This is a genomic window from Providencia sp. Me31A, from assembly GCF_050487165.1.
Lineage (GTDB): Bacteria > Pseudomonadota > Gammaproteobacteria > Enterobacterales > Enterobacteriaceae > Providencia.
Genome location: NZ_JBKQGZ010000005.1, coordinates 183,394 through 203,203, shown reverse-complemented (window position 1 = coordinate 203,203; position 19,810 = coordinate 183,394). Strand labels below are relative to the sequence as shown.

The 19,810-nt window shown below is 38.3% G+C and carries 18 protein-coding genes; 13 read left to right on the top strand and 5 right to left on the bottom strand.

Features of this window, described 5'->3' with window-relative positions:
* Positions 1–105: 105 nt before the first annotated feature.
* A complete protein-coding gene (locus tag ACLPIE_RS06045) occupies positions 106–1,020 on the top strand; it encodes a phage portal protein (protein WP_430260600.1) in 915 nt (304 codons plus the stop codon).
* A gap of 81 nt (positions 1,021–1,101) precedes the next feature.
* Here ACLPIE_RS06045 and ACLPIE_RS06040 read toward each other — a convergent pair whose 3' ends face one another.
* Positions 1,102–1,947 carry a hypothetical protein gene (locus ACLPIE_RS06040; protein WP_430260598.1) on the bottom strand — a complete coding sequence of 282 codons (846 nt, stop codon included), beginning with the start codon at positions 1,945–1,947 and terminating at the stop codon, positions 1,102–1,104.
* Between the two features lie 343 nt (positions 1,948–2,290).
* On the opposite strand from ACLPIE_RS06040, the gene ACLPIE_RS06035 reads away from it, so the two are divergent.
* Positions 2,291–3,694 carry a KAP family P-loop NTPase fold protein gene (locus tag ACLPIE_RS06035; RefSeq protein ID WP_430260596.1) on the top strand — a complete coding sequence of 468 codons (1,404 nt, stop codon included), beginning with the start codon at positions 2,291–2,293 and terminating at the stop codon, positions 3,692–3,694.
* Positions 3,695–3,778: 84 nt separating this feature from the next.
* Here the strand turns inward: ACLPIE_RS06035 and ACLPIE_RS06030 are convergent, their stop codons facing one another.
* The 3 genes from ACLPIE_RS06030 to ACLPIE_RS06020 form a co-directional block, all read right to left on the bottom strand.
* Complete coding sequence (locus ACLPIE_RS06030) at positions 3,779–5,053, bottom strand: PIN domain-containing protein (RefSeq protein WP_430260594.1); 1,275 nt, start codon at positions 5,051–5,053, stop codon at positions 3,779–3,781.
* Between the two features lie 197 nt (positions 5,054–5,250).
* Positions 5,251–6,891, bottom strand: coding sequence for a replication endonuclease (locus ACLPIE_RS06025; RefSeq protein WP_430260592.1), 1,641 nt, complete (start codon positions 6,889–6,891; stop codon positions 5,251–5,253).
* Between the two features lie 81 nt (positions 6,892–6,972).
* Positions 6,973–7,998: a hypothetical protein gene (locus ACLPIE_RS06020; protein ID WP_430260590.1), complete on the bottom strand. Its 1,026-nt coding sequence runs from the start codon at positions 7,996–7,998 to the stop codon at positions 6,973–6,975.
* A gap of 122 nt (positions 7,999–8,120) precedes the next feature.
* Here ACLPIE_RS06020 and btuC point away from each other — a divergent pair, with 122 nt between their 5' ends.
* The 11 genes from btuC to ACLPIE_RS05965 all read left to right on the top strand — a co-directional run bounded on the left by btuC (position 8,121) and on the right by ACLPIE_RS05965 (position 19,114).
* Positions 8,121–9,122: a vitamin B12 ABC transporter permease BtuC gene (gene btuC / locus ACLPIE_RS06015; RefSeq protein ID WP_430260588.1), complete on the top strand. Its 1,002-nt coding sequence runs from the start codon at positions 8,121–8,123 to the stop codon at positions 9,120–9,122.
* 2 nt (positions 9,123–9,124) lie between these two features.
* Entirely contained in the window at positions 9,125–9,898 is a 774-nt protein-coding gene (locus tag ACLPIE_RS06010) for a vitamin B12 ABC transporter ATP-binding protein BtuD (protein ID WP_430260586.1), read from the top strand.
* A 129-nt stretch (positions 9,899–10,027) separates the two neighbouring features.
* Positions 10,028–11,173, top strand: a complete 1,146-nt coding sequence (gene arnB / locus ACLPIE_RS06005) for a UDP-4-amino-4-deoxy-L-arabinose aminotransferase (protein ID WP_430260584.1) — start codon at positions 10,028–10,030, stop codon at positions 11,171–11,173.
* Positions 11,173–12,165: an undecaprenyl-phosphate 4-deoxy-4-formamido-L-arabinose transferase gene (arnC, locus tag ACLPIE_RS06000; RefSeq protein ID WP_430260582.1), complete on the top strand. Its 993-nt coding sequence runs from the start codon at positions 11,173–11,175 to the stop codon at positions 12,163–12,165. Before arnB ends, arnC begins: the two co-directional genes overlap by 1 nt.
* Positions 12,165–14,150 (top strand): bifunctional UDP-4-amino-4-deoxy-L-arabinose formyltransferase/UDP-glucuronic acid oxidase ArnA, encoded by a 1,986-nt coding sequence (gene arnA / locus ACLPIE_RS05995; protein WP_430260580.1) that lies wholly within the window; start codon positions 12,165–12,167, stop codon positions 14,148–14,150. The genes arnC and arnA overlap by 1 nt, the downstream gene beginning before the upstream one ends.
* The gene (gene arnD, locus ACLPIE_RS05990) at positions 14,150–15,043 is read left to right on the top strand and encodes a 4-deoxy-4-formamido-L-arabinose-phosphoundecaprenol deformylase (protein ID WP_430260578.1); all 894 of its coding nucleotides are present in this window, start codon (positions 14,150–14,152) and stop codon (positions 15,041–15,043) included. The genes arnA and arnD overlap by 1 nt, the downstream gene beginning before the upstream one ends.
* A 7-nt stretch (positions 15,044–15,050) precedes the next feature.
* Complete coding sequence (arnT, locus tag ACLPIE_RS05985; protein WP_430260576.1) at positions 15,051–16,709, top strand: lipid IV(A) 4-amino-4-deoxy-L-arabinosyltransferase; 1,659 nt, start codon at positions 15,051–15,053, stop codon at positions 16,707–16,709.
* Positions 16,706–17,053 carry a 4-amino-4-deoxy-L-arabinose-phosphoundecaprenol flippase subunit ArnE gene (arnE, locus tag ACLPIE_RS05980; protein WP_430260574.1) on the top strand — a complete coding sequence of 116 codons (348 nt, stop codon included), beginning with the start codon at positions 16,706–16,708 and terminating at the stop codon, positions 17,051–17,053. Before arnT ends, arnE begins: the two co-directional genes overlap by 4 nt.
* On the top strand, positions 17,050–17,463 hold the full coding sequence (arnF, locus tag ACLPIE_RS05975; RefSeq protein ID WP_430260572.1) for a 4-amino-4-deoxy-L-arabinose-phosphoundecaprenol flippase subunit ArnF: 414 nt from the start codon (positions 17,050–17,052) through the stop codon (positions 17,461–17,463). Before arnE ends, arnF begins: the two co-directional genes overlap by 4 nt.
* An 82-nt stretch (positions 17,464–17,545) precedes the next feature.
* A complete protein-coding gene (locus tag ACLPIE_RS05970; protein ID WP_430260570.1) occupies positions 17,546–18,034 on the top strand; it encodes a C40 family peptidase in 489 nt (162 codons plus the stop codon).
* A gap of 63 nt (positions 18,035–18,097) precedes the next feature.
* Positions 18,098–19,114 (top strand): lipoate--protein ligase A, encoded by a 1,017-nt coding sequence (locus ACLPIE_RS05965; RefSeq protein WP_430260568.1) that lies wholly within the window; start codon positions 18,098–18,100, stop codon positions 19,112–19,114.
* Positions 19,115–19,193: 79 nt separating this feature from the next.
* Here ACLPIE_RS05965 and ACLPIE_RS05960 read toward each other — a convergent pair whose 3' ends face one another.
* Positions 19,194–19,565 (bottom strand): helix-turn-helix domain-containing protein, encoded by a 372-nt coding sequence (locus tag ACLPIE_RS05960; RefSeq protein ID WP_206084025.1) that lies wholly within the window; start codon positions 19,563–19,565, stop codon positions 19,194–19,196.
* Positions 19,566–19,810 lie beyond the last annotated feature (245 nt).

Sequence of the window (19,810 nt, the reverse complement as noted above, 5' to 3'; positions counted from 1 at the left end):
TCGTTGCAGCTCTAGAATTGCAGTCCAGTATTCTCGTTTACTTTGTTGTTCCATAGTCCCTCCAATGAAAAAGCTACTATGGCAAATGACGAGTTTGTTTAGTATGTGTGGTTCATTAACCGCTTACATTACTATGAGCCGCCAATTAGTTTTAACGGCCTTGCGCGCACGTTCCGCGCAGCCCCACACCATAGCAGCGCTATTTATGTAAAACGTAATATTCTCACCAGTACCTTTATTCCCAATAAATATTTAAGTCGTCAGACGTTTGATAGTTGGGCATTAGATTTTTTACTGTTTGGTAATGGGTATCTTGAAGAACGAAATAACCGGTTAGGACAATCACTGAATTTTAAACATTCGCCGGCTAAGTTTACCCGCCGCGGTGTTGACTTAGAAACTTACTGGTTTGTGCAATATGGCTACGATATTAAACCGTATGAATTTCAAACGGGCAAAGTTTTTCACTTGATTGAGCCGGATATTAACCAAGAGTTATACGGCTTGCCGGAATATCTTGCGGCGATCCCCTCCGTACTGCTCAATGAATCGGCAACACTATTTCGCCGTAAATATTATCTCAATGGCTCGCATGCCGGTTATATCTTGTATATCAGTGATGCAGCACAAAAAACCGATGATGTTGATAAAATTCGTGAAGCACTCAAAAGCAGTAAAGGACCAGGGAACTTTCGCAATTTATTTTTGTACGCACCAGGGGGAAAGAAAGACGGCATCCAAACTATTCCGCTTTCCGAAGCTGCCGCAAAAGATGAATTCCTTAATATTAAAAATGTAAGTCGTGACGATATGTTAGCGGCACACCGCGTGCCACCACAAATCATGGGGATCATTCCTGAAAATGTGGGCGGCTTTGGTGATGTTGAGAAAGCGGCAAAAGTATTTGTGCGCAATGAGTTGATGCCGTTACAAAGTAAGATGATGCAATTGAATGATTGGTTTGGTGGGGAGATTATAAAGTTTGAAAAGTACTCGTTGGACTTGGATGTGGGGATATAATCAAGTCTAGTTTAGCTTTTAAGTGTAACTATGCATTAGTAACATGTGACTCATTTTCAGAGGACACATGTTACTCAAAAATCATGCGAGCACTTTGTCTTTAGTTTTATGAAATATTGATTTAACTTTAAATTGCTTGTGTTCAATGTTGTTCTGTTCAAATATTATTTTTTTAGCTAAACCGCCCCCACCAAGTCCGGGAGCAGGTCGCTCACCTGAATTAGAATTGGGGTCATCTTTATATGGTTTTCTAGCAATATCTAAGGGAATTAATGTTAAGACCTTTGTTCTATGATTGATCGCAGCAACAACAGAGTTAAGTCCTCCACTATATCCATTAGGTTCGTTAGGTGGAGGGCTATCAGGTCCACCTCCTGAGCCTCCTGAGCCTCCTGAGCCTCCAGAACATGACGGATTACATCCAATTCTTTTATGTTGTGTCAAATATCGAGTATATTCCTTAAATTGGAGTGAAGTCATACCATTGCTAAAAGCATCTTTAAGATTGAGGTTAGCCGCATTTTTTAAAAAAAGATCAAAATAATTAATAATTTGCAACTCAAATATCTCGTTAATTATTTTTCCATAGATAAGAAAATGAAATTTTGAGCAGTATTCTAACCTATGTTTCTTGATACAATTGCTTGTATTTCTGAAGCCTTTACTACGTTCCTTGTATTTCCCATACTCTTGCCCCCGCGACTTACTATTAATTTCCTTTTTAAATTCAATTATATAGTAATTGAGTTCGGCTGTGTTGTTTTTAAATTCGACAAGGGTATCTCCTACACTCTCTTCATTTCCATCTAAAGGGGCAATAGAGGTAAAGATTTTTTCATTTAAACCATCTATTATAAATTTATATTCCACGGTTTTTTCCCACCACATGGTTTTGCTTTGAGCAGAATCATCCATAGTGACTGTCATTACATAAATTCCTTAAATACCAAGTTGAATATATATATTACCCAATATTTTTATTTAACTTCAGATAATTAGTTAAAGAATGTTATGAGGTACTCAAAAATCATATTGAGACCTTTCGCCGCGCAATCGTAGCCCCGCCACGCCTGCCCACTAAATAGGTCGGTTTTCATGCACCTGCAAGAGATTGTTAGAACCGCACCAGTGGTGGGGCTTAGTGCAAGTAACGATCCTTTTTTGATCTTGCGGATTTTGGCGGGAAATTGCGAATTTGACACTAAAATAATTTGGCTTATATTTAAACGTTAAAATTTATTTATGTATAAACAAAAAAGGATATTTGCCAGTGAGTATTTTACCCGTACAGCCTAATTTTGATGATGGTTTTACGCCTGAAAATGATATTTTTGGACGTAAAAAATTATACGAACAAATTAAAAATATAGTATCCATGTCTTCTGTTGAAAGTATTGTACTTGGTCTTGATGATGACTGGGGTAATGGTAAAACATCGTTTGTAAAAATGGTTGTCGGGGAAGTTGTAAAACATGAAGGCGATAATATTAATGTTATCTACTTTGATGCATTTAAAAGTGATTATCAGTCAGATCCTCTGTTAGCAATGATATCATCGATTTATTCGATGATAGAAACAAAAACTAGTAATAACATATTTAAAGAGAAATTTCTTGCAGTAAGTAAAGCCATGGCTCTTAGTATGTTCAAACATACACCTAAAGCCCTTGTTGGTTTTTTATCTGCAAAATTGATTTCTAGTGATATGTATGACGGAATTAAAGATTCCATAACTGAGGCTGTATCTGAACCATTAGAAAATTATATACAGGAAAAAATTCAGGGGGCTAGCAAGGAAATTACTGAGGTGGAAAATTTCAAAACAGCTCTTGAGAGTATATATCAAGTTACAGGAAAAAAAACACTATTTATAATAGATGAGTTAGATAGAGCTAAACCAGATTTTTCATTAGGTATAATTGAAAAAGTAAAACACCTTTTTGATGCTAAGGGATTTTGTTTTTTATTAGTTATGAATAGAAGCCAATTTGAAGAAACAATAAAAGTGACATACGGAAATATTAATACTTCTGTTTATCTCAATAAGTTCGTTCATATGTGGTTCAAATTACCAATTTTAAAACCAAAAGCAATAATTGAGAGTAATAAAGAAGCTAATTTTTCAGAAGTATATTATATATTTAAACGTTATGTTGGTTGTTATGTTGAGAATCAATATATTATAAATAGTTTATCATATTTATTAACTAAAAATGATTTTTCTTTACGTGAAGCCGAACGCTGTATTTCTTTACTTAGAATGTGTTATGGTAACTATCTTAGCGAAGATGGACTTATGTTTGAGTCATATGCAATATCATTATTAGTATTTTTAAGAGTGAAGGACTATTCATTAATGATTGATTTTCTTCATAAAAGACATGCGCAAGATAGATTTAGAGAGATAATTAATATTAGTGGTGAAAATGATAATATACGTGCTAATATCTTAGCTCTAATCTCGTATCATAATTTAGATGGAACAATTATAGCTCAAATGTTTAATCCAAGTGTTAATTCACAATACTATAATAGAGAGTTAGAAAGAGTTCAGTTAGAATTAAGAGAGTTTTTGACTCGTCCAGACGTATCAAAAGGGTATGTTTTTGAACATTGGAAAATGAATTTATTTGAAAGGTTATTTGAAAGAATGGAATATATAGAAATAGAGTAATACCATAGAAATGTAAGCCGCTATATTGCGGCTTAAGAAGCTCTCACTTTCATTAATAATATATTTATTATCAATGCCTCTCTATTAATTGGAATCAGTGAAGAATCCAAATTTAATATTACAATGATTACAGGTGTGTTCTTGATAATTGTTACTAGTATCTACCACAATAGCTTCTATTTCTTCACAGTAAGGGCAAGTGATAAAATCAAGTCTCATTTTTGATTTTATTTTTTCACTTTTTTTAGAATAAATTCTAAAAATTTCATTTTTATTTTCATTTTTATTTTCATATTCATTTAAGTTCTTGCATTTAAATTTATCCCATGATTTTTTATTCTCGTCACTAGGTAAATATGTTTCCATCTTATACAATAGATAATCTGTATCTTTATGGGGTTCGTCTTGTGATTGTTTTTCTTCTTTCTTTATCTCGTCAACCAAGCTTTTTTCAGCATCCATTAGTTCTAATAACTTACTGAGTGGTATGATATAAAAATCATGACCTTTGCTAACTTGCCTATATTCTGCTTCTAGTTCATATCTAGGTAAAAAACCTTTATCATTTACTCTATGAAACCAATCGGCTTTTTCATCTCCACTTACAAATATTGTTGGGCAATTATTATGCTTTCCTAATTGTAAAATTGTTTTCCATATCAGATAATCACCTATCCCTTCATCATTTTTTGCTGAGTCCTTATATCCCGGTGGAATTAGGCATTTATACCTATCTCTCATTTCTTCAACAATAGAATCTTTTTTATTTTCATTTGTATTATCTAATTTTATAATTATTTCTTTTTTGAATATTGGTCTATAGGCTTGAGATACAGGATCGTTCCATCCCCATCCTTTTATTTCACTTTTGATTTTATCGGCAAGTCCATTAAGCTTTTTTTTCTCTTTTTTTAATTTATCTAATGATATATTTAACTCTTTAAAGTCTTTTATTGAATCTAATATTGCTGGCTCAAAAGGGTCTGGAACATTAATTTTGCTTATTTTATCTGATATTCCCGAATATAAATTGGCCAGTTGAGTTGGTCGATTTTTTACAAATTCTCTTGCGACTTGCTCAGGTATATATAACCGACCTAAATTCACTATTTTTTCATATATTTGAGCTATTTTAGATAAACTACTAACTCCAGATGTGTATGGAAGCAATAATGTATTAGTATCAAGGACAATGTTGGCTTTTTTTAAGGAATCCTCTATCCGCTTAGGTTCATCTTCAAAGCAAGATGTTACATCAGGCAATATATCATTGAGCATGAAAATACTATCGGTTGTACTTTCATTAGTGTTTTTACTACTGGTGTCTTTAGTGTTGTTCTCTGCTTGTTTCTTATTCACTGTTTTTCTCTGTAAGAAAATATAATTTAAGTTATTTATAATTCACATAATTATCTAAGTTAATCATATTGTGTTAAATATCAGAGCTAAGTCACGTGATTTATATAATATGATTATTATTCATACAAACAATACAATAATAGCGTTGTCTGCATTGTAAAAATGCTTTTGGCAATTATTCAGAATACTGTGATGGCTTATTTAAATTTATTAACCCTCACAAGCACATCAGTACACCTTAGTCTAAGTTTCGCTTGAATGACCTCTTTCTGCGCCTGTAACTCTTGTTTTTGCAGCTCTTTCCCGTCATCGTTTAAGCCCAATCTCAATCTATCCCCATCAACTTTTATAAAATGCAGTCCATCACTTACGCCTAAACCGTTAATGAACATGGTTTCAATCTGTGGAATATCGAAATTAATGCTGACTTCGCTAGCAAAATTGATAATTTCCGACTGAATTTCCTTATCGCCCTCACTCAATTCAATGTTTGAAATCTGTCTTTGTTGATTTCCCTGCGATATTTCGCTTCCTGCTGCGTTCTCAGCGTCCGTTTCCACAAACGCAAACCCGTATTCCTTAATGTTGCATACTTCACCTGAACCGTGCTCAGGCTCGTAAAATTGTACATCTGATAGATTGGATGTGATCTGCGATCTACAGTTATTGACAGGACTCCGAGTCGCTCCGCTGTCGCTTTTTAAAAGATTAAAATCAACGTCAACGGCACTTTTCTTGACGATTTGGTACTTTCTTTCACGGGTTTTAAGTACTGGTGCATCGGCTTTGAGTTGATGATAAATACCAACAACCTTTTGAACCTCTTCGCCATAAACATTCACGTCACTGACTTCACGGGCAACACGGATCGTTTCTTCTCTTCGGCGAATACATGGGCCACCTTGTGACATGACGTAATTAAAAAAATCACCCTCATCGGCGGCAGCTCGGACACGTTCGGCAACATCACCAAGTTTGTCAGCAATGGAAACACCACGAGGTAAGCGTCGGCATTCACGGTATGCGCCTTTAGATGGGAGCTTATAAAATTGAAATTGCGGGATACGCCACGTTGACGCCCACGCGGTAACCGCTGCCGCCATGCTTTTTAGGTCTTTGCCGGTTTCATGGTCTATCTCACCATCAAGGGCATACCCATCGATATTTTTAGCGATATATTTAGCGATGTAACCCACGGCACCGCCGCGGTTCATGTGCTTATACTCAAACCGGTATTTTTGTGCGCCAGCTTCGTTACCATCCTCTTTCAGGGCACGTTTACGCATAATATCAATGGCTTTTGCTCGGTTGGCCTTATCAACAAAAAGCAGCATATGCCAGTGTGGGGTGCCGTCATGATGCGGCTCGACAACACGAACACCATAAATATTGATATTGTTATCATTAAAAGCAGAACGAATGCGTGACCACACTTTGACTAAATATCGCTGTCCGTCTTTTGGTGTGTAGGCTTCATCTTTCCATTTATGGTTTAGTACGGAGTAATAATCATCTTTTCCGGTTTCTTTATTTTTCTCTTTACGTTGCTTCGTCGGGTGGTACTTTGACGGGCACGTCAAAGTGATAAACATCCCGATATCACCGCGTTCTTTTGCCACGCGCTCAATCCCTGCCATTTGCGCCATTAATTCCATGCGGCGAATTTCAGGGTTTGACACACTGGCCATCACTTTATCGAACAGATCAAAACGCTCACCGGTTTCAACATCTTGAATATCCATACCTTGTAAATATTGCATGTTGGATAAACGCTGTGCTTGAACGGCACGGATCGCTTGCTTACTGGCGTATGGGTGGCGATTGATACACACGTCCATCGTAACTTATTGAAAATAATGTTAGCCCCGATATTCTGGGGCTGGCAATACCCGCCTAGGCGGTCTTTGTTTTTTAAGGTGTTAAGAATGCAATTTACTGTGAATCAATGCCTCAACAAAGGGAATCATTCTATCATGTAATATAGGTATTTTTATCGGAGACGAAGATGAAGATGAAGATGAAAGCGAAAGCGTTTCAAATTTTTCGCCTAATAACCTTGGAGCTATACATGTAGCAAGGTTATTTGCATCCATATTTGCTGTTGGGTTTTTAGTAATATCAGCAAAAAGGGAAATAAGCATGTTGAAAGGTAATGTTGGTGTTTCCCTATAAATTCTGGCATTTGTCTTGGCTAATATATTTTTTTCTTTTTCGCCAGTAATTCCATTTTTCTTCATAAACGCGATAACATCTTGCTGATTTTGACGAGCCTCAGCTAAATCTTTGTCAGGTGACTTGTCTAAGAAATAGGCGAAATAATTTTGCTTGTTCATGATTTGTTCAAATAGTACTTTATAAGCCAGTGTCATGCTAGGTAGGCTGATATTATTTTTATTAATAAAGTCTTGTGTAAGGGGCTTCTTCAAATCTAAATGAGAAAGTATAAAATTTGCATCTGCTTTTTTTCCAGATAGCCTGAAAATTCCTTCTGTTTTCTTAAATTGAGGGTGTTGGCGGATGGCTTTATCTAATTCATTTAATTGATGATGCATTTTTCGTTCATCATCGGATATGTCTACTTGCGCGTTAATTGCGTGCTGATTTTCTGTAAACGGTGCATGTATTTTTATTTTATCAGTATCAATTTGCGAAATGCTCTTGGGGCAATTTATTGTTTTAGGGCTTAGAGCAGATTTATTTGATGGGTTGTCATTACGATCAATCAGCAGAGGAGGATTGTAGCTAGGGACTCCTAATCTATTTGAGCTGTATATTGGATTTTCACGTATATGAACCTTTGGTTTACGAGTCAAAAAAGGATGAGATAATAGATTGTTAACTAGGCATTTTATTGATGTCCATATTGAACGAGGCTGTGGTTCTTGGGCAAAAATATTTCTCTGTAGTTGAGGAGGATTATTATTTGAAACATTCATACTTTTCATAAAGTTCCTTTGCTTTTATCTTGGTTAAGCTATAAGAAGCTTAGAATGATTAATATCGTATTGCTTGCATAAATAGATATAATCGATTTTTTCACAAAACAGTTTTAAATATTGTTAACCTAATGAATGATTACTTAAGAAATCTTCAAAAAAATCAGCGTCGTTCTGATATACGTTTAATCATTATGCTCATGATTTTATTGGCTATCATCACTGTGATTGCATTAAGCGTGGGGGAGGTTCTACTATGGCCAAATCAATGGATGGATGACTCCGCACAACTATTTATCTGGCAAATCCGATTTCCACGCATAATTGCGGTCATTGTCATCGGAGCGGCTCTCGCTGTCACAGGGGCCATCATGCAAGCCCTGTTTGAAAATCCGTTAGCAGACCCTGGTTTATTGGGCGTTAGTAATGGTGCGGGCGTCGCGGTAGTGCTTACGGTTTTATTATCTTCTGGGCTAACACATTATTGGGTATTAAGTAGTAGCGCTATTACTGGTGCTTTATTGTTTACCTCTATTTTGTTGTATTTTGCTCGTCGTAAGAATTTGCATAACTCGAGTTTATTACTTGTTGGTGTTGCACTTGGTGTCATTAGTGGGGCTTGTATGACATGGATGGTATATATGAGTAGTAATCTGGATTTACGTCAACTTCTGTATTGGATGATGGGGAGTTTTAGTGGCGTGGGCTGGCGTCAAAGCGGCTTAGTCATTGTTTGCCTACCATTTTTAGTATGGGCTATTTTTCAAGGAAATGTTCTGAATTATATTTCTTTAGGAACGCAACAAGCTTATCAATTAGGTATATCAATACATAAATGGCGTTTTATATTAATTATTATTAGTGGTGTTTTAATTGGCTTGAGTGTTGCGATTGCTGGAGCGATTAGTTTTATTGGGCTTGTGATCCCGCATATATTACGTCTAAGTGGGTTAACTGATAACCGTTTATTATTGCCTGCTTGCGCTGTCACTGGGGGATTAGGCTTATTGATTTCTGATTTGTTATCTCGCTTATTGATAGCAAATGCAGAGGTGCCAATTGGTGTTATCACCGCGACGTTAGGGGCACCGGTATTTATTTTATTACTCATTCGCCATCAGCGGTGGCGGTAAATATGATGAATAGCCAACCAATTATTGATATCAAAAATGTTTGTGCGGGGCAGCGCTTAATTAATTTTTCAGCCCAAATTTTTGCTGGTGAACAAATTCATTTATTAGGGGCTAATGGAGCAGGGAAAAGTACTTTATTAGAGGCACTAAGTGGCTATTTACCTGTAAAGGGAGAGGTGTTCCTTGATGGAATAGAGATCCAGCAATATTCGGCTTCTCAGCTAACGAAAAAAAGATCTTATCTCCCGCAACTTGTAAGCCAGATCCCAATCTTAAAAGTTTTTCAATATCTTGAGTTATTTTTGCCTAATATGACATTATCTGCTGATGCTATTTTTGAAAGGCTCTGTACCGATTTTCAGCTAGAACCATTATTGCGCAAGTCTTTAACTCAACTTTCGGGGGGAGAATGGCAAAGAGTGCGTATTACAGCAACGTTTTTACAAGTCTGGGATGGTGGACAATTTAGCGGAAAATATATCTTATTTGATGAGCCGACAAATAATTTAGATATTGTTCAGCAAGCAATGTTAGATAAATGGATTAAAAATTTTTGTGATTGCCTAGGAACCGTTATAATGAGTGGGCACGATCTGAGTCACTCTTATAAAAATGCATCTAGTATATGGATGATGAAACAAGGAAGGTTAGTTGCATCAGGAAAACCAGACAATGTGATGACAGAAAAAAATTTATCTAACATTTTTATGTCTGAAATTAAGTTAAATCAAAACACATCTAATAAAGTGTGGCAAATTATAAATTTAGAGGATTAATCAAAAAGTTGTTTTCATCCCGTATCTTTATACCTGATAATACTGCAAATATTTGCAGGTGTTGAGGTTCGGTTAAAGTATCATTAACTAGAATAATCTATTCACAATGAAAACTAGGCTATAAACAATATGAGCAATTTCTTACCATTTTCAAAACCGGCAATCGGTGATGAAGAGGTCAAGGCAGTTGAAAAAGTTCTGCGTTCAGGCTGGATAACGACAGGCCCACAGAATCATCAATTAGAAGAGGATTTCTGTAAACGCTATGGTTGTAAGCATGCGATAGCACTTTCGTCTGCAACAGCGGGGATGCATGTTGTCTTAATGGCGTTAGGTATCGGCCCTGGTGATGAAGTTATTACACCATCACAAACATGGGTTTCTACGATTAACATGATTGAGTTGCTTGGTGCAACACCCGTTATGATTGATGTTGATCGCAATACATTGATGATCCAACCTGATGCGGTGGAAAATGCGTTAACATCAAAAACGAAAGCGATTATTCCAGTGCACTACGCAGGGGCACCTTGTGATTTAGACGCGTTACGTTTAATTGCTCAAAAAGCAGGTGTGGTTTTAATTGAAGATGCTGCACACGCTGTTGGTACGCGATATAAAAACGAGTGGATTGGTGAAAAGGGAACGTCTATTTTCTCATTTCATGCTATTAAAAATGTAACTTGTGCGGAAGGTGGGTTAGTCGCAACAGATGATGACGAACTTGCTCACCGTGTGCGTGCGTTAAAATTCCACGGACTCGGAGTTGATGCATTTGATAGACAAATGCAAGGGCGCAAACCACAAGCTGAAGTGGTTGAACCTGGTTTTAAATACAATTTATCTGATATTCATGCTGCAATAGCGGTTGTGCAGTTATCCCGCGTCGAGCAATTAAACCAGCGTCGTGCTGAACTGACAGCCCGTTATCGTGAATTGCTAAAAAACTCCCCATTACAAATGCTTAGCGTGCCTGACTACCCTCATTTGCATGCAAATCATTTATTTATGGTACGTGTTGATAAACAACAATGTGGCATTGACCGTGACACTTTCATGGAAAAATTGAAAGAGCACGATATTGGTACCGGGCTACATTTTCGTGCGGCTCACACACAAAAATATTATCGTGAAAAATATCCTGAATTAACATTACCTGAATCGACATGGAATAGTGCGACATTATGTTCATTACCATTATTCCCTGATATGACTAATGCGGATGTTGATCGGGTTGTAAAAGCAGTAGAAGCAGTTCTTTTGGAGTCAAAATAGTGTTACACACAGATGAATTTGATGAGATAAAAAAAGTTTCAGTGGTAATCCCTGTCTATAATGAAGAGCAAAGCCTGCCACAATTATTGGAACGTACGCTAAAGTCATGTAAACAATTAACTCAAGCTTATGAGCTAATTTTAGTTGATGACGGTAGTAGCGACCGTTCAGCTCAAATGTTAGTCGATGCCGCAGAAAATCCAGATAACCATGTTATTGCCATTATTCTTAACCGTAACTATGGTCAGCACTCAGCGATTATGGCGGGTTTTAATCAGGCGGATGGTGACCTTGTTATTACTTTGGATGCGGATTTACAAAATCCACCAGAGGAAATCCCTCGTTTAGTCCAAACGGCAATGCAAGGTTATGATGTAGTGGGAACACGTCGTGCGAATCGTCAAGATTCATGGTTCCGTAAAACAGCCTCTAAAATGATCAATGCGATGATCACCAAAGCAACGGGGCGTGCTATGGGGGATTATGGCTGTATGTTGCGTGCATATCGTCGTCATATCATTCAAGCCATGTTGCAATGTCATGAAAGAAGTACGTTTATTCCTATCTTGGCAAATACGTTTGCACGCAGGACGATTGAAATTGATGTAGCGCATGCAGAACGCGAGTTTGGTGATTCTAAATACAGCTTTATGAAGCTGATTAATTTAATGTATGACTTGCTGACCTGCTTAACTACAGCTCCACTGCGTTTGTTGAGTGTTGTGGGTAGTGTGATCGCCGCAGGTGGTTTTTTGCTTGCTGTTTTACTGATTGCATTACGTTTGATTTTTGGGTCAGTATGGGCTGCTGATGGTGTATTTACTCTGTTTGCGGTACTCTTTATCTTTATTGGTGCACAATTTGTTGCCATGGGTTTATTGGGCGAATACATTGGTAGGATATACAATGATGTACGTGCAAGACCTCGTTATTTTATTCAAAAAGTCGTCGGAGCAGATCTTGAGTCCGACAAAAATCAGGAAGAAGACTAATGAAAGCTATTGTTTTTGCCTATCATGATATTGGCTGCGTAGGGCTAAAGGCGCTTGAGAAAGCGGGTTTTGATATTCAAGCGGTGTTTACACACACAGATTCACCAAATGAAAACCACTTTTACTCTTCAGTTGCTCGCTTAAGCGCAGACATGGAACTTCCTGTTTTCGCTCCAGAAAACGTTAACCACCCTTTGTGGATTGAACGTATTCGCGAAATGAAACCTGATGTGATTTTCTCTTTCTACTACCGTGAAATGTTAAGTGAAGAACTGCTGTCAATTGCGCCTAAAGGGGCGTTTAACCTGCATGGTTCATTACTGCCTAAATATCGTGGTCGTGCGCCTATCAATTGGGCTTTATTAAAAGGTGAAAACGAAACTGGTGTCACTTTGCACAAAATGGTGGCTAAAGCTGACGCTGGCGACATTCTTGCTCAAGAAAAAGTGGTTATTACTGACACGGACACTGGTTTAACGTTACATGCAAAAGTGCGTGAAGCCGCAGAAGTCTTGTTAGATAAAACTCTGCCATTAATCGAAGCGGGTACTTATAAAGCGGTTGCTCAGGACGATAGCCAAGCAACGTACTTTGGCCGTCGTACAGCAGAAGATGGCCAAATAGACTGGAGCCGCAGCGCGAAAGAAATTGACTGCCTGATCCGTGCAGTGACTGAACCATATCCAGGCGCATTCACTTACTTAGGTGCGCGTAAAATGGTTATTTGGCGTGCGCGTGTCTTAGATGACAATCAAGGGAAAGCAGCGGGTACCGTGCTTTCTAGTGATCCACTACGCATTGCTTGTGGCCAAGGTGCTATCGAAATCGTTAGTGGTCAAAGTGAAACTGGTTTATACATGCAAGGTACTCGTCTTGCTAATGAAATGGGGATTGTTACTGACGTTCGTGTTGGCGCGAAACCAACTGCACAAGTTAAACGCCGTACTCGTGTTCTCATTTTAGGTGTGAATGGTTTCATTGGTAACCATTTAACTGAACGCCTATTAAAAGATGGTAATTATGATATCTATGGTATGGATATCGGTTCATCTGCAATTGAACGTTTCATTGGTAATCCACGTTTCCACTTTATCGAAGGTGACGTCAGCATCCATACTGAGTGGATTGAATATCACATTAAAAAATGTGATGTTATTCTGCCGCTGGTGGCAATTGCTACACCAATCGAATACACCCGTAATCCACTGCGTGTTTTCGAGTTAGACTTCGAAGAAAACTTAAAAGTTGTACGTTACTGCGTGAAGTACAACAAGCGCATCATCTTCCCATCAACTTCTGAAGTTTATGGTATGTGTGATGATAAAGAGTTTGATGAAGATGAATCACGTTTGATAGTCGGTCCAATCAATAAACAACGTTGGATTTATTCAGTATCTAAACAGTTACTTGACCGAGTCATTTGGGCGTACGGAGCAAAAGAAGGTCTTAAATTTACCTTATTCCGTCCATTTAACTGGATGGGGCCACGTTTAGATAGCTTAAACTCTGCGCGTATTGGTAGCTCTCGCGCAATTACACAGTTGATTTTGAACTTAGTTGAAGGTTCACCGATTAAACTGGTTGATGGTGGTGCTCAAAAACGTTGCTTTACAGATATTAAAGACGGTATTGAAGCATTATTCCGTATCATCGAAAACAAAGATGGTAAGTGTGATGGTCAAATCATCAACATTGGTAACCCAACTAACGAAGCAAGTATTCGTGAGTTAGCGGAAATGTTGTTGGAAAGTTTTGAAAAACATCCTCAACGTGAGAAGTTTCCACCATTTGCGGGCTTCCGTGAAATTGAAAGCAGCAGCTACTATGGTCAAGGTTATCAAGATGTTGAGCATCGTAAACCAAGTGTTGAAAACGCACGTCGTTTATTAGACTGGGTTCCTACCATCGACATGAAAGATACCATTGAAGAAACATTAGATTTCTTCTTACAAGGTGCTGTTGAAGAGTTAGGTAATAAAGACTAATGAAAAAAGTTGGCTTGAGAATTGATGTGGATACCTACCAAGGCACGTTAAAAGGGGTTCCACAATTACTCAAAGTGCTTAAAGAGCACAACATTCAGGCCAGCTTTTTCTTCAGTGTAGGACCCGATAACATGGGGCGCCATTTATGGCGCCTTTTGCGTCCTAAATTTCTGTGGAAAATGCTCAGGTCGAATGCGGCATCCCTTTATGGGTTAGATATTTTATTGGCGGGCACTGCGTGGCCGGGTAAAAAAATTGCCAAAGATTTAGGTTATTTGATGAAACAAACCTTAGATGCAGGCCACGAAGTCGGTCTACATGCATGGGATCATCAAGGTTGGCAAGCTAAAGTTGCCAAATGGAGTCAATCACAGCTTACAGAGCAAGTTAAGCTGGGTGTGGATGCATTAGAACAGGCTATAGGTCAACGTGTCACATGTTCAGCGGTTGCTGGATGGCGAGGCGATGAGCGTGTATTAGAAGTCAAGCAATCGTTTGATTTTGACTATAATAGCGATTGCCGTGGAAAATATCCATTTAGGCCTATTATGGCGGATGGTTCTCTCGGCACAGTGCAAGTCCCAGTTACATTACCAACTTACGATGAAGTCGTCGGTACAGTGGTAACTGATGAAGCGTTTAATGATTATATTCTTCAAGCAATTAAAGAAGATCAAGGCGTTCCGGTTTATACTATTCATACAGAAGTCGAAGGGATGTCAAAGTCGGAACAATTTTCACAATTGTTGGAACGAATCGCACAAGAAGAAATCCAATTCTGTACATTGAGTGAATTACTGCCAGACGATTTAAACTCATTGCCGAAAGGGCGCGTGGTGAGAGCACCATTCCCAGGGCGTGAGGGCTGGCTAGGCTGCCAAAAAGAGGAATAAGCAACCTATGTTGAATAACCGAGCGAGCAAAGTAGGAGCCTCTCTGCTGGCTCTTTTTTTTATCCTAACCTATTTGTTGCCGTTGAACAGCCGTTTACTTTGGCAACCGGATGAAACTCGCTATGCGGAAATTAGCCGAGAAATGCTGCAGCGGGGGGACTGGATTGTTCCTTATATGCTAGATGTGCGTTACTTTGAAAAACCCGTTGCAGGTTATTGGATCAATAATATCAGTCAAATGATTTTTGGCGAAACTAACTTTGCAGTTCGTTTTGGCTCGGTTTTTTGTATTCTTCTTAGCGCACTGTTGATTTACCGTATGGCAAAAATGATGTGGCGTAGTAATCACGTTGCTTATGTTGCAAGCCTGATTTACATCTCCATGTTTCTCGTCTTCGCCATCGGTACATATAGCGTCCTTGACCCTATGTTGTCGTTATGGATAGCCGCGAGTATGTTTTGCTGCTTGTGGGCTATGAAAGCTCGAGAAGTAAAATCTAAACTAGGTGCATGGCTATGTTTAGGCTTAGCGTGTGGTATGGCTTTTATGACAAAAGGTTTTTTAGCGCTTGCTATTCCTGTTATTGTCATGCTTCCCGTAACTATATACCAAAGACGTTTTCTTGAATTATTGAAATATGGGCCGTTGGCGATTATTTCAGCAGTAATAATTAGCTTGCCATGGGCATTAGCAATAGCCAAGCAAGAGCCTGACTATTGGAATTATTTCTTTTGGATTGAGCATATCAAACGCTTTACAGCTGATGATGCTCAACATATCGCACCATTTTGGTATTATATCCCTATTATTCTTCTTGGGGCTATTCCGTGGGCTGGCTTAGTACCAGGAGCAATACTCAAAGGCTGGAAAGAGCGCAAATCTAGCCCTGATATGTTTTTCTTACTGTGTTGGTTCATTGTTCCTGTGATTTTTTTCAGTATCTCTCGCGGTAAATTACCTACCTATATGCTGCCATTTATGGCTCCATTAGCACTCCTTATGGCAAAATATGGGGTCGATTGTGTCCGTAATGGCACAATGAAAGCATTAAAAGTGAATGGCATTATTAACGTGGTTCTTGGTATTGCTGCGGTTATTGCGGTGATAGTGGTGAGCTCAGTAATTAAAAAGCCATTATACGAACCCGATGAATGGTCAAAAATGGTTTTAGGGGTAGTCGCATTTTCTATTTGGGCTATTATTGGTTATCTCTGTACCGTACTGAATGCTAAATATTGGCTTTGGGCAGCATCTTGTTCGTTAGCTGTGAGTCTGTGTATTGGCAGTGCTCTACCGAATAACACCATTGATTCGAAATTGCCACAGAACTTCATTCATCAGAATCATGACCTTTTAATGAATAGTCGTTATTTAATGGCAAGTAATGTAGGGGTTGCCGCTGGCCTTGCTTGGGAAACACAAAACTCAAATATTTATTTATATAATAGTAGCGGTGAGTTGTCTTATGGGTTGGATTACCCTGATAGCCAACATAGATTAGTTAAGCCAGATCAGTTTGCACAATGGTTAGAAAAAGCACGTAAAGAAGGGCAGGTAACCGTCGTATTCTTACTGGGCCGTAAAGAAGAATTACCCGACATCCCTAAACCTGATGAAGTAATTAAAAATTCTCGTATGGCAATAGTGGTTTATCATCAACAATGATTGCTCAACTGCTGTTATTACTACTGGTTAGTGTACTGACTTGTATCGGGCAAGTTGCTCAAAAGCAAGCTGTAGTTAATTGGCAAAGCGATAAGACTAATAAAATAGCATCAGCCCTTAGGTGGCTGGTGTTGGCGGTTTTTATGTTAGGTCTTGGTATGCTATTTTGGCTGAAGTTGCTAGAAACCATGCCGTTAAGTATCGCTTATCCAATGTTAAGTATTAACTTTGTGTTAATTACCCTCATTGGCCAATTTATCTATAAAGAACAAACAGGGCTGAATCACTGGTTAGGGGTGGCCGCGATTATGTTTGGTATTTTACTAATGAGTATCAGTGTATGAATAAAGGTTACTTGTGGGTGATTGGCAGTGCGTTATTAGTGACTGTTGCCCAGTTAAGCTTAAAAGCGGGTGTGGTTGAGCTACCTTCTTTTACACTGGGTTGGCATTGGCTACAATTAGATTGGTTATTAGCAAATATAACGAGCCTAGGGGTTATTTTCTTAGGGCTGGTGTGCTATGCATTATCTATGTTGTGCTGGCTCTTTGCATTGAAACACATCGCCTTGAATAAGGCATATCCACTTATTAGCCTAAGTTATGTTTTTGTCTACATTTTGGCAGTATTATTACCTTGGTTTAATGAGCCAGCAACTTGGTTAAAAGCTGCTGGAATTGCTTTTATCCTATTGGGCGTTTGGCTTATTAGCCGGCCAACAAAGCAACTGAGTAATAACCAACGGGGAGAGTGACCTCTAAGTTGATTGTTTTTTATTCTTCACGCACTATGATATAAATTGAATATTATTATAGGATAGATGAATAGGGTGCTTTATGGTGATTAAAATACAACACCTACCATTATTACTGTGTTTGGTATTAATTGGCTGTTCATCAACGTCGGTCAAAAGAACGCCTCCGCCACCATTGAAAACACAATTGTCAGATCCGATAATGACGATTGCGCAGTTAAAAGACCAACTAGAGCAATGGTATGGCACGCCTTATCATTATGGTGGAATGAATCAAAGTGGGGTGGACTGCTCAGGCTTTGTATTCCGTACGTTTAATGATCGCTTTGCCATTCAATTACCGCGCACCACAATAGACCAGACGCGATTAGGAACACGAATTGATAAGTCTGACTTGATGCCTGGGGACTTGGTGTTCTTTAAAACAGGCTCAGGGGAAAATGGTTTGCATGTTGGTATTTATGACACAGATAACACTTTTATTCATGCATCCACCAGCAAAGGGGTGATCCGCTCATCAATGGACAATGTTTATTGGCGAAAAGTGTTTTGGCAGGCAAGGCGCATCTAAATTTGCTATTTTCTTCAGTGATTATGCTATCTTAGGAACAAGTTTTGTTTTAAGGATAGCTTAATGTCTAGGTTACGTTTACTTATTTCAGAGTCTTATGACCCTTGGTTTAACCTTGCAGTTGAAGAAACTATTTTTCGACAAATGTCAGCTGATCAGCGTGTCATGTTTTTATGGCGCAATGCAGATACAGTAGTTATTGGTCGAGCTCAAAATCCTTGGAAAGAGTGTAATACTCGGCGGATGGATGAAGACAATGTACGCTTAGCTCGCCGTAGTAGTGGTGGAGGTGCTGTTTTTCATGATTTAGGTAATACCTGTTTTACTTTTATGGCAGGAAAACCTGAATATGATAAAACTGTTTCCACACAAATTATCGTCGATGGCCTAGCACAGGTTGGGATTGAAGCACAGGTATCAGGTCGTAATGATTTAGTGCTAGAGACAAACAATGGCCCAAGAAAAATTTCAGGCTCTGCGTATCGAGAAACAAAAGACAGGGGTTTTCATCACGGGACTTTGTTGATAAATGCAGATTTAAGCCGCTTAGCGAATTATTTAAATCCCGATCCGAAAAAATTACAGGCGAAAGGTATCACATCTGTACGTTCTCGTGTTGCAAATTTAGCTGAACTCCTCCCTGACATCAGTCATGAAAAAGTCTGTGAAGGTATAATTAAAAGCTTTTTCAATCATTTTGGTGAAACAGTAGAAGCTGAATATATTTCACCTGAAAAACTACCGGATCTGCCTAACTTTAAAGAAATATTTGCTAAACAAAGTAGCTGGGAATGGAATTTTGGGCAAGCTCCTGCATTTTCTCATTATTCAGATACTCGATTTACGTGGGGAGGGATTGAATTCCACTTTGATATCGAAAAAGGGATCATTAATCGCTGCAAATTCTTTACTGATAGTTTGGAGCCATCACCTTTAGAATGGTTAAGTGAACAGTTGGTAGGTAAAACCTATCAGGTAGAAACTATCCGTTCATTAATCAAAGAAATGGCAGGTAAATGGCCATCGTTGCAAGATCAATTTGCGGATTTAGAACATTGGCTTGTTCATGAATTGAGTTAAAAAAAGAGCCGATAGGGTCGGCTCAGACATAGACATCAAAATTTCACACAACTAATAGGAATGGGTGTTTAGAAAAGCTTTAGTTATGACAGCTACAAGTCATAAAACTTTTGCATTCTGGCAGCTCACCGGTTTGGCGGAATTTTGCTGGAGTCGTATCAAAATGTTTTTTGAAGATACGGGTAAATGTTGCTTGTGAACTAAAACCATATTGCAATGCAATATCAAGGATAGGTAAGTTGCCTTCGCGTAACGATTTGGCAGCTTCTAATAAACGACGTTTACGGACGTATTCGCCAAGCGTGCATCCTTTCATTTCTTTGAAAACACGCTGTAAATGCCATTTTGAATAGCCACTTTTATCGGCTATCGTGTCGATTTTGATACCTTCATTGCGTTGCAATTGGCTTTCAAGCCACTTAACAATATCGTTAACTACACTTTCTGACATGTTTACCTCCTACTCAAGTAGGCTATTGTTCATTAATAACTAATAATAACTCACGAAATTAGCATCTATTCTTCCTGTTTTTCCGATATATCGATAGGCTAAACGTGCGGTTTTTTAGTGGTAATAACAATCGCTACAATAGATATTGACAAATTTAACATTTAAAACATACAAGTGTGTATGTTTAAAGTCTATATAATTCAATGTATTATTGGTTTGTCTTTACTTTTTAAATGGGTAAAGTT

Bases quoted from the DNA above. Each gene is read 5' to 3' on its own strand.
- arnD (WP_430260578.1), top strand. From the start codon at position 14,150: ATGAAAAAAGTTGGCTTGAGAATTGATGTGGATACCTACCAAGGCACG.
- ACLPIE_RS06040 (WP_430260598.1), bottom strand. From the start codon at position 1,947: ATGACAGTCACTATGGATGATTCTGCTCAAAGCAAAACCATGTGGTGG.
- ACLPIE_RS06020 (WP_430260590.1), bottom strand. From the start codon at position 7,998: ATGAAAAGTATGAATGTTTCAAATAATAATCCTCCTCAACTACAGAGA.
- ACLPIE_RS05970 (WP_430260570.1), top strand. From the start codon at position 17,546: ATGGTGATTAAAATACAACACCTACCATTATTACTGTGTTTGGTATTA.
- arnB (WP_430260584.1), top strand. From the start codon at position 10,028: ATGAGCAATTTCTTACCATTTTCAAAACCGGCAATCGGTGATGAAGAG.
- arnE (WP_430260574.1), top strand. From the start codon at position 16,706: ATGATTGCTCAACTGCTGTTATTACTACTGGTTAGTGTACTGACTTGT.
- ACLPIE_RS06010 (WP_430260586.1), top strand. From the start codon at position 9,125: ATGATGAATAGCCAACCAATTATTGATATCAAAAATGTTTGTGCGGGG.
- btuC (WP_430260588.1), top strand. From the start codon at position 8,121: ATGAATGATTACTTAAGAAATCTTCAAAAAAATCAGCGTCGTTCTGAT.
- arnA (WP_430260580.1), top strand. From the start codon at position 12,165: ATGAAAGCTATTGTTTTTGCCTATCATGATATTGGCTGCGTAGGGCTA.
- ACLPIE_RS05960 (WP_206084025.1), bottom strand. From the start codon at position 19,565: ATGTCAGAAAGTGTAGTTAACGATATTGTTAAGTGGCTTGAAAGCCAA.
- arnF (WP_430260572.1), top strand. From the start codon at position 17,050: ATGAATAAAGGTTACTTGTGGGTGATTGGCAGTGCGTTATTAGTGACT.
- arnT (WP_430260576.1), top strand. From the start codon at position 15,051: ATGTTGAATAACCGAGCGAGCAAAGTAGGAGCCTCTCTGCTGGCTCTT.
- ACLPIE_RS05965 (WP_430260568.1), top strand. From the start codon at position 18,098: ATGTCTAGGTTACGTTTACTTATTTCAGAGTCTTATGACCCTTGGTTT.
- ACLPIE_RS06025 (WP_430260592.1), bottom strand. From the start codon at position 6,891: ATGGACGTGTGTATCAATCGCCACCCATACGCCAGTAAGCAAGCGATC.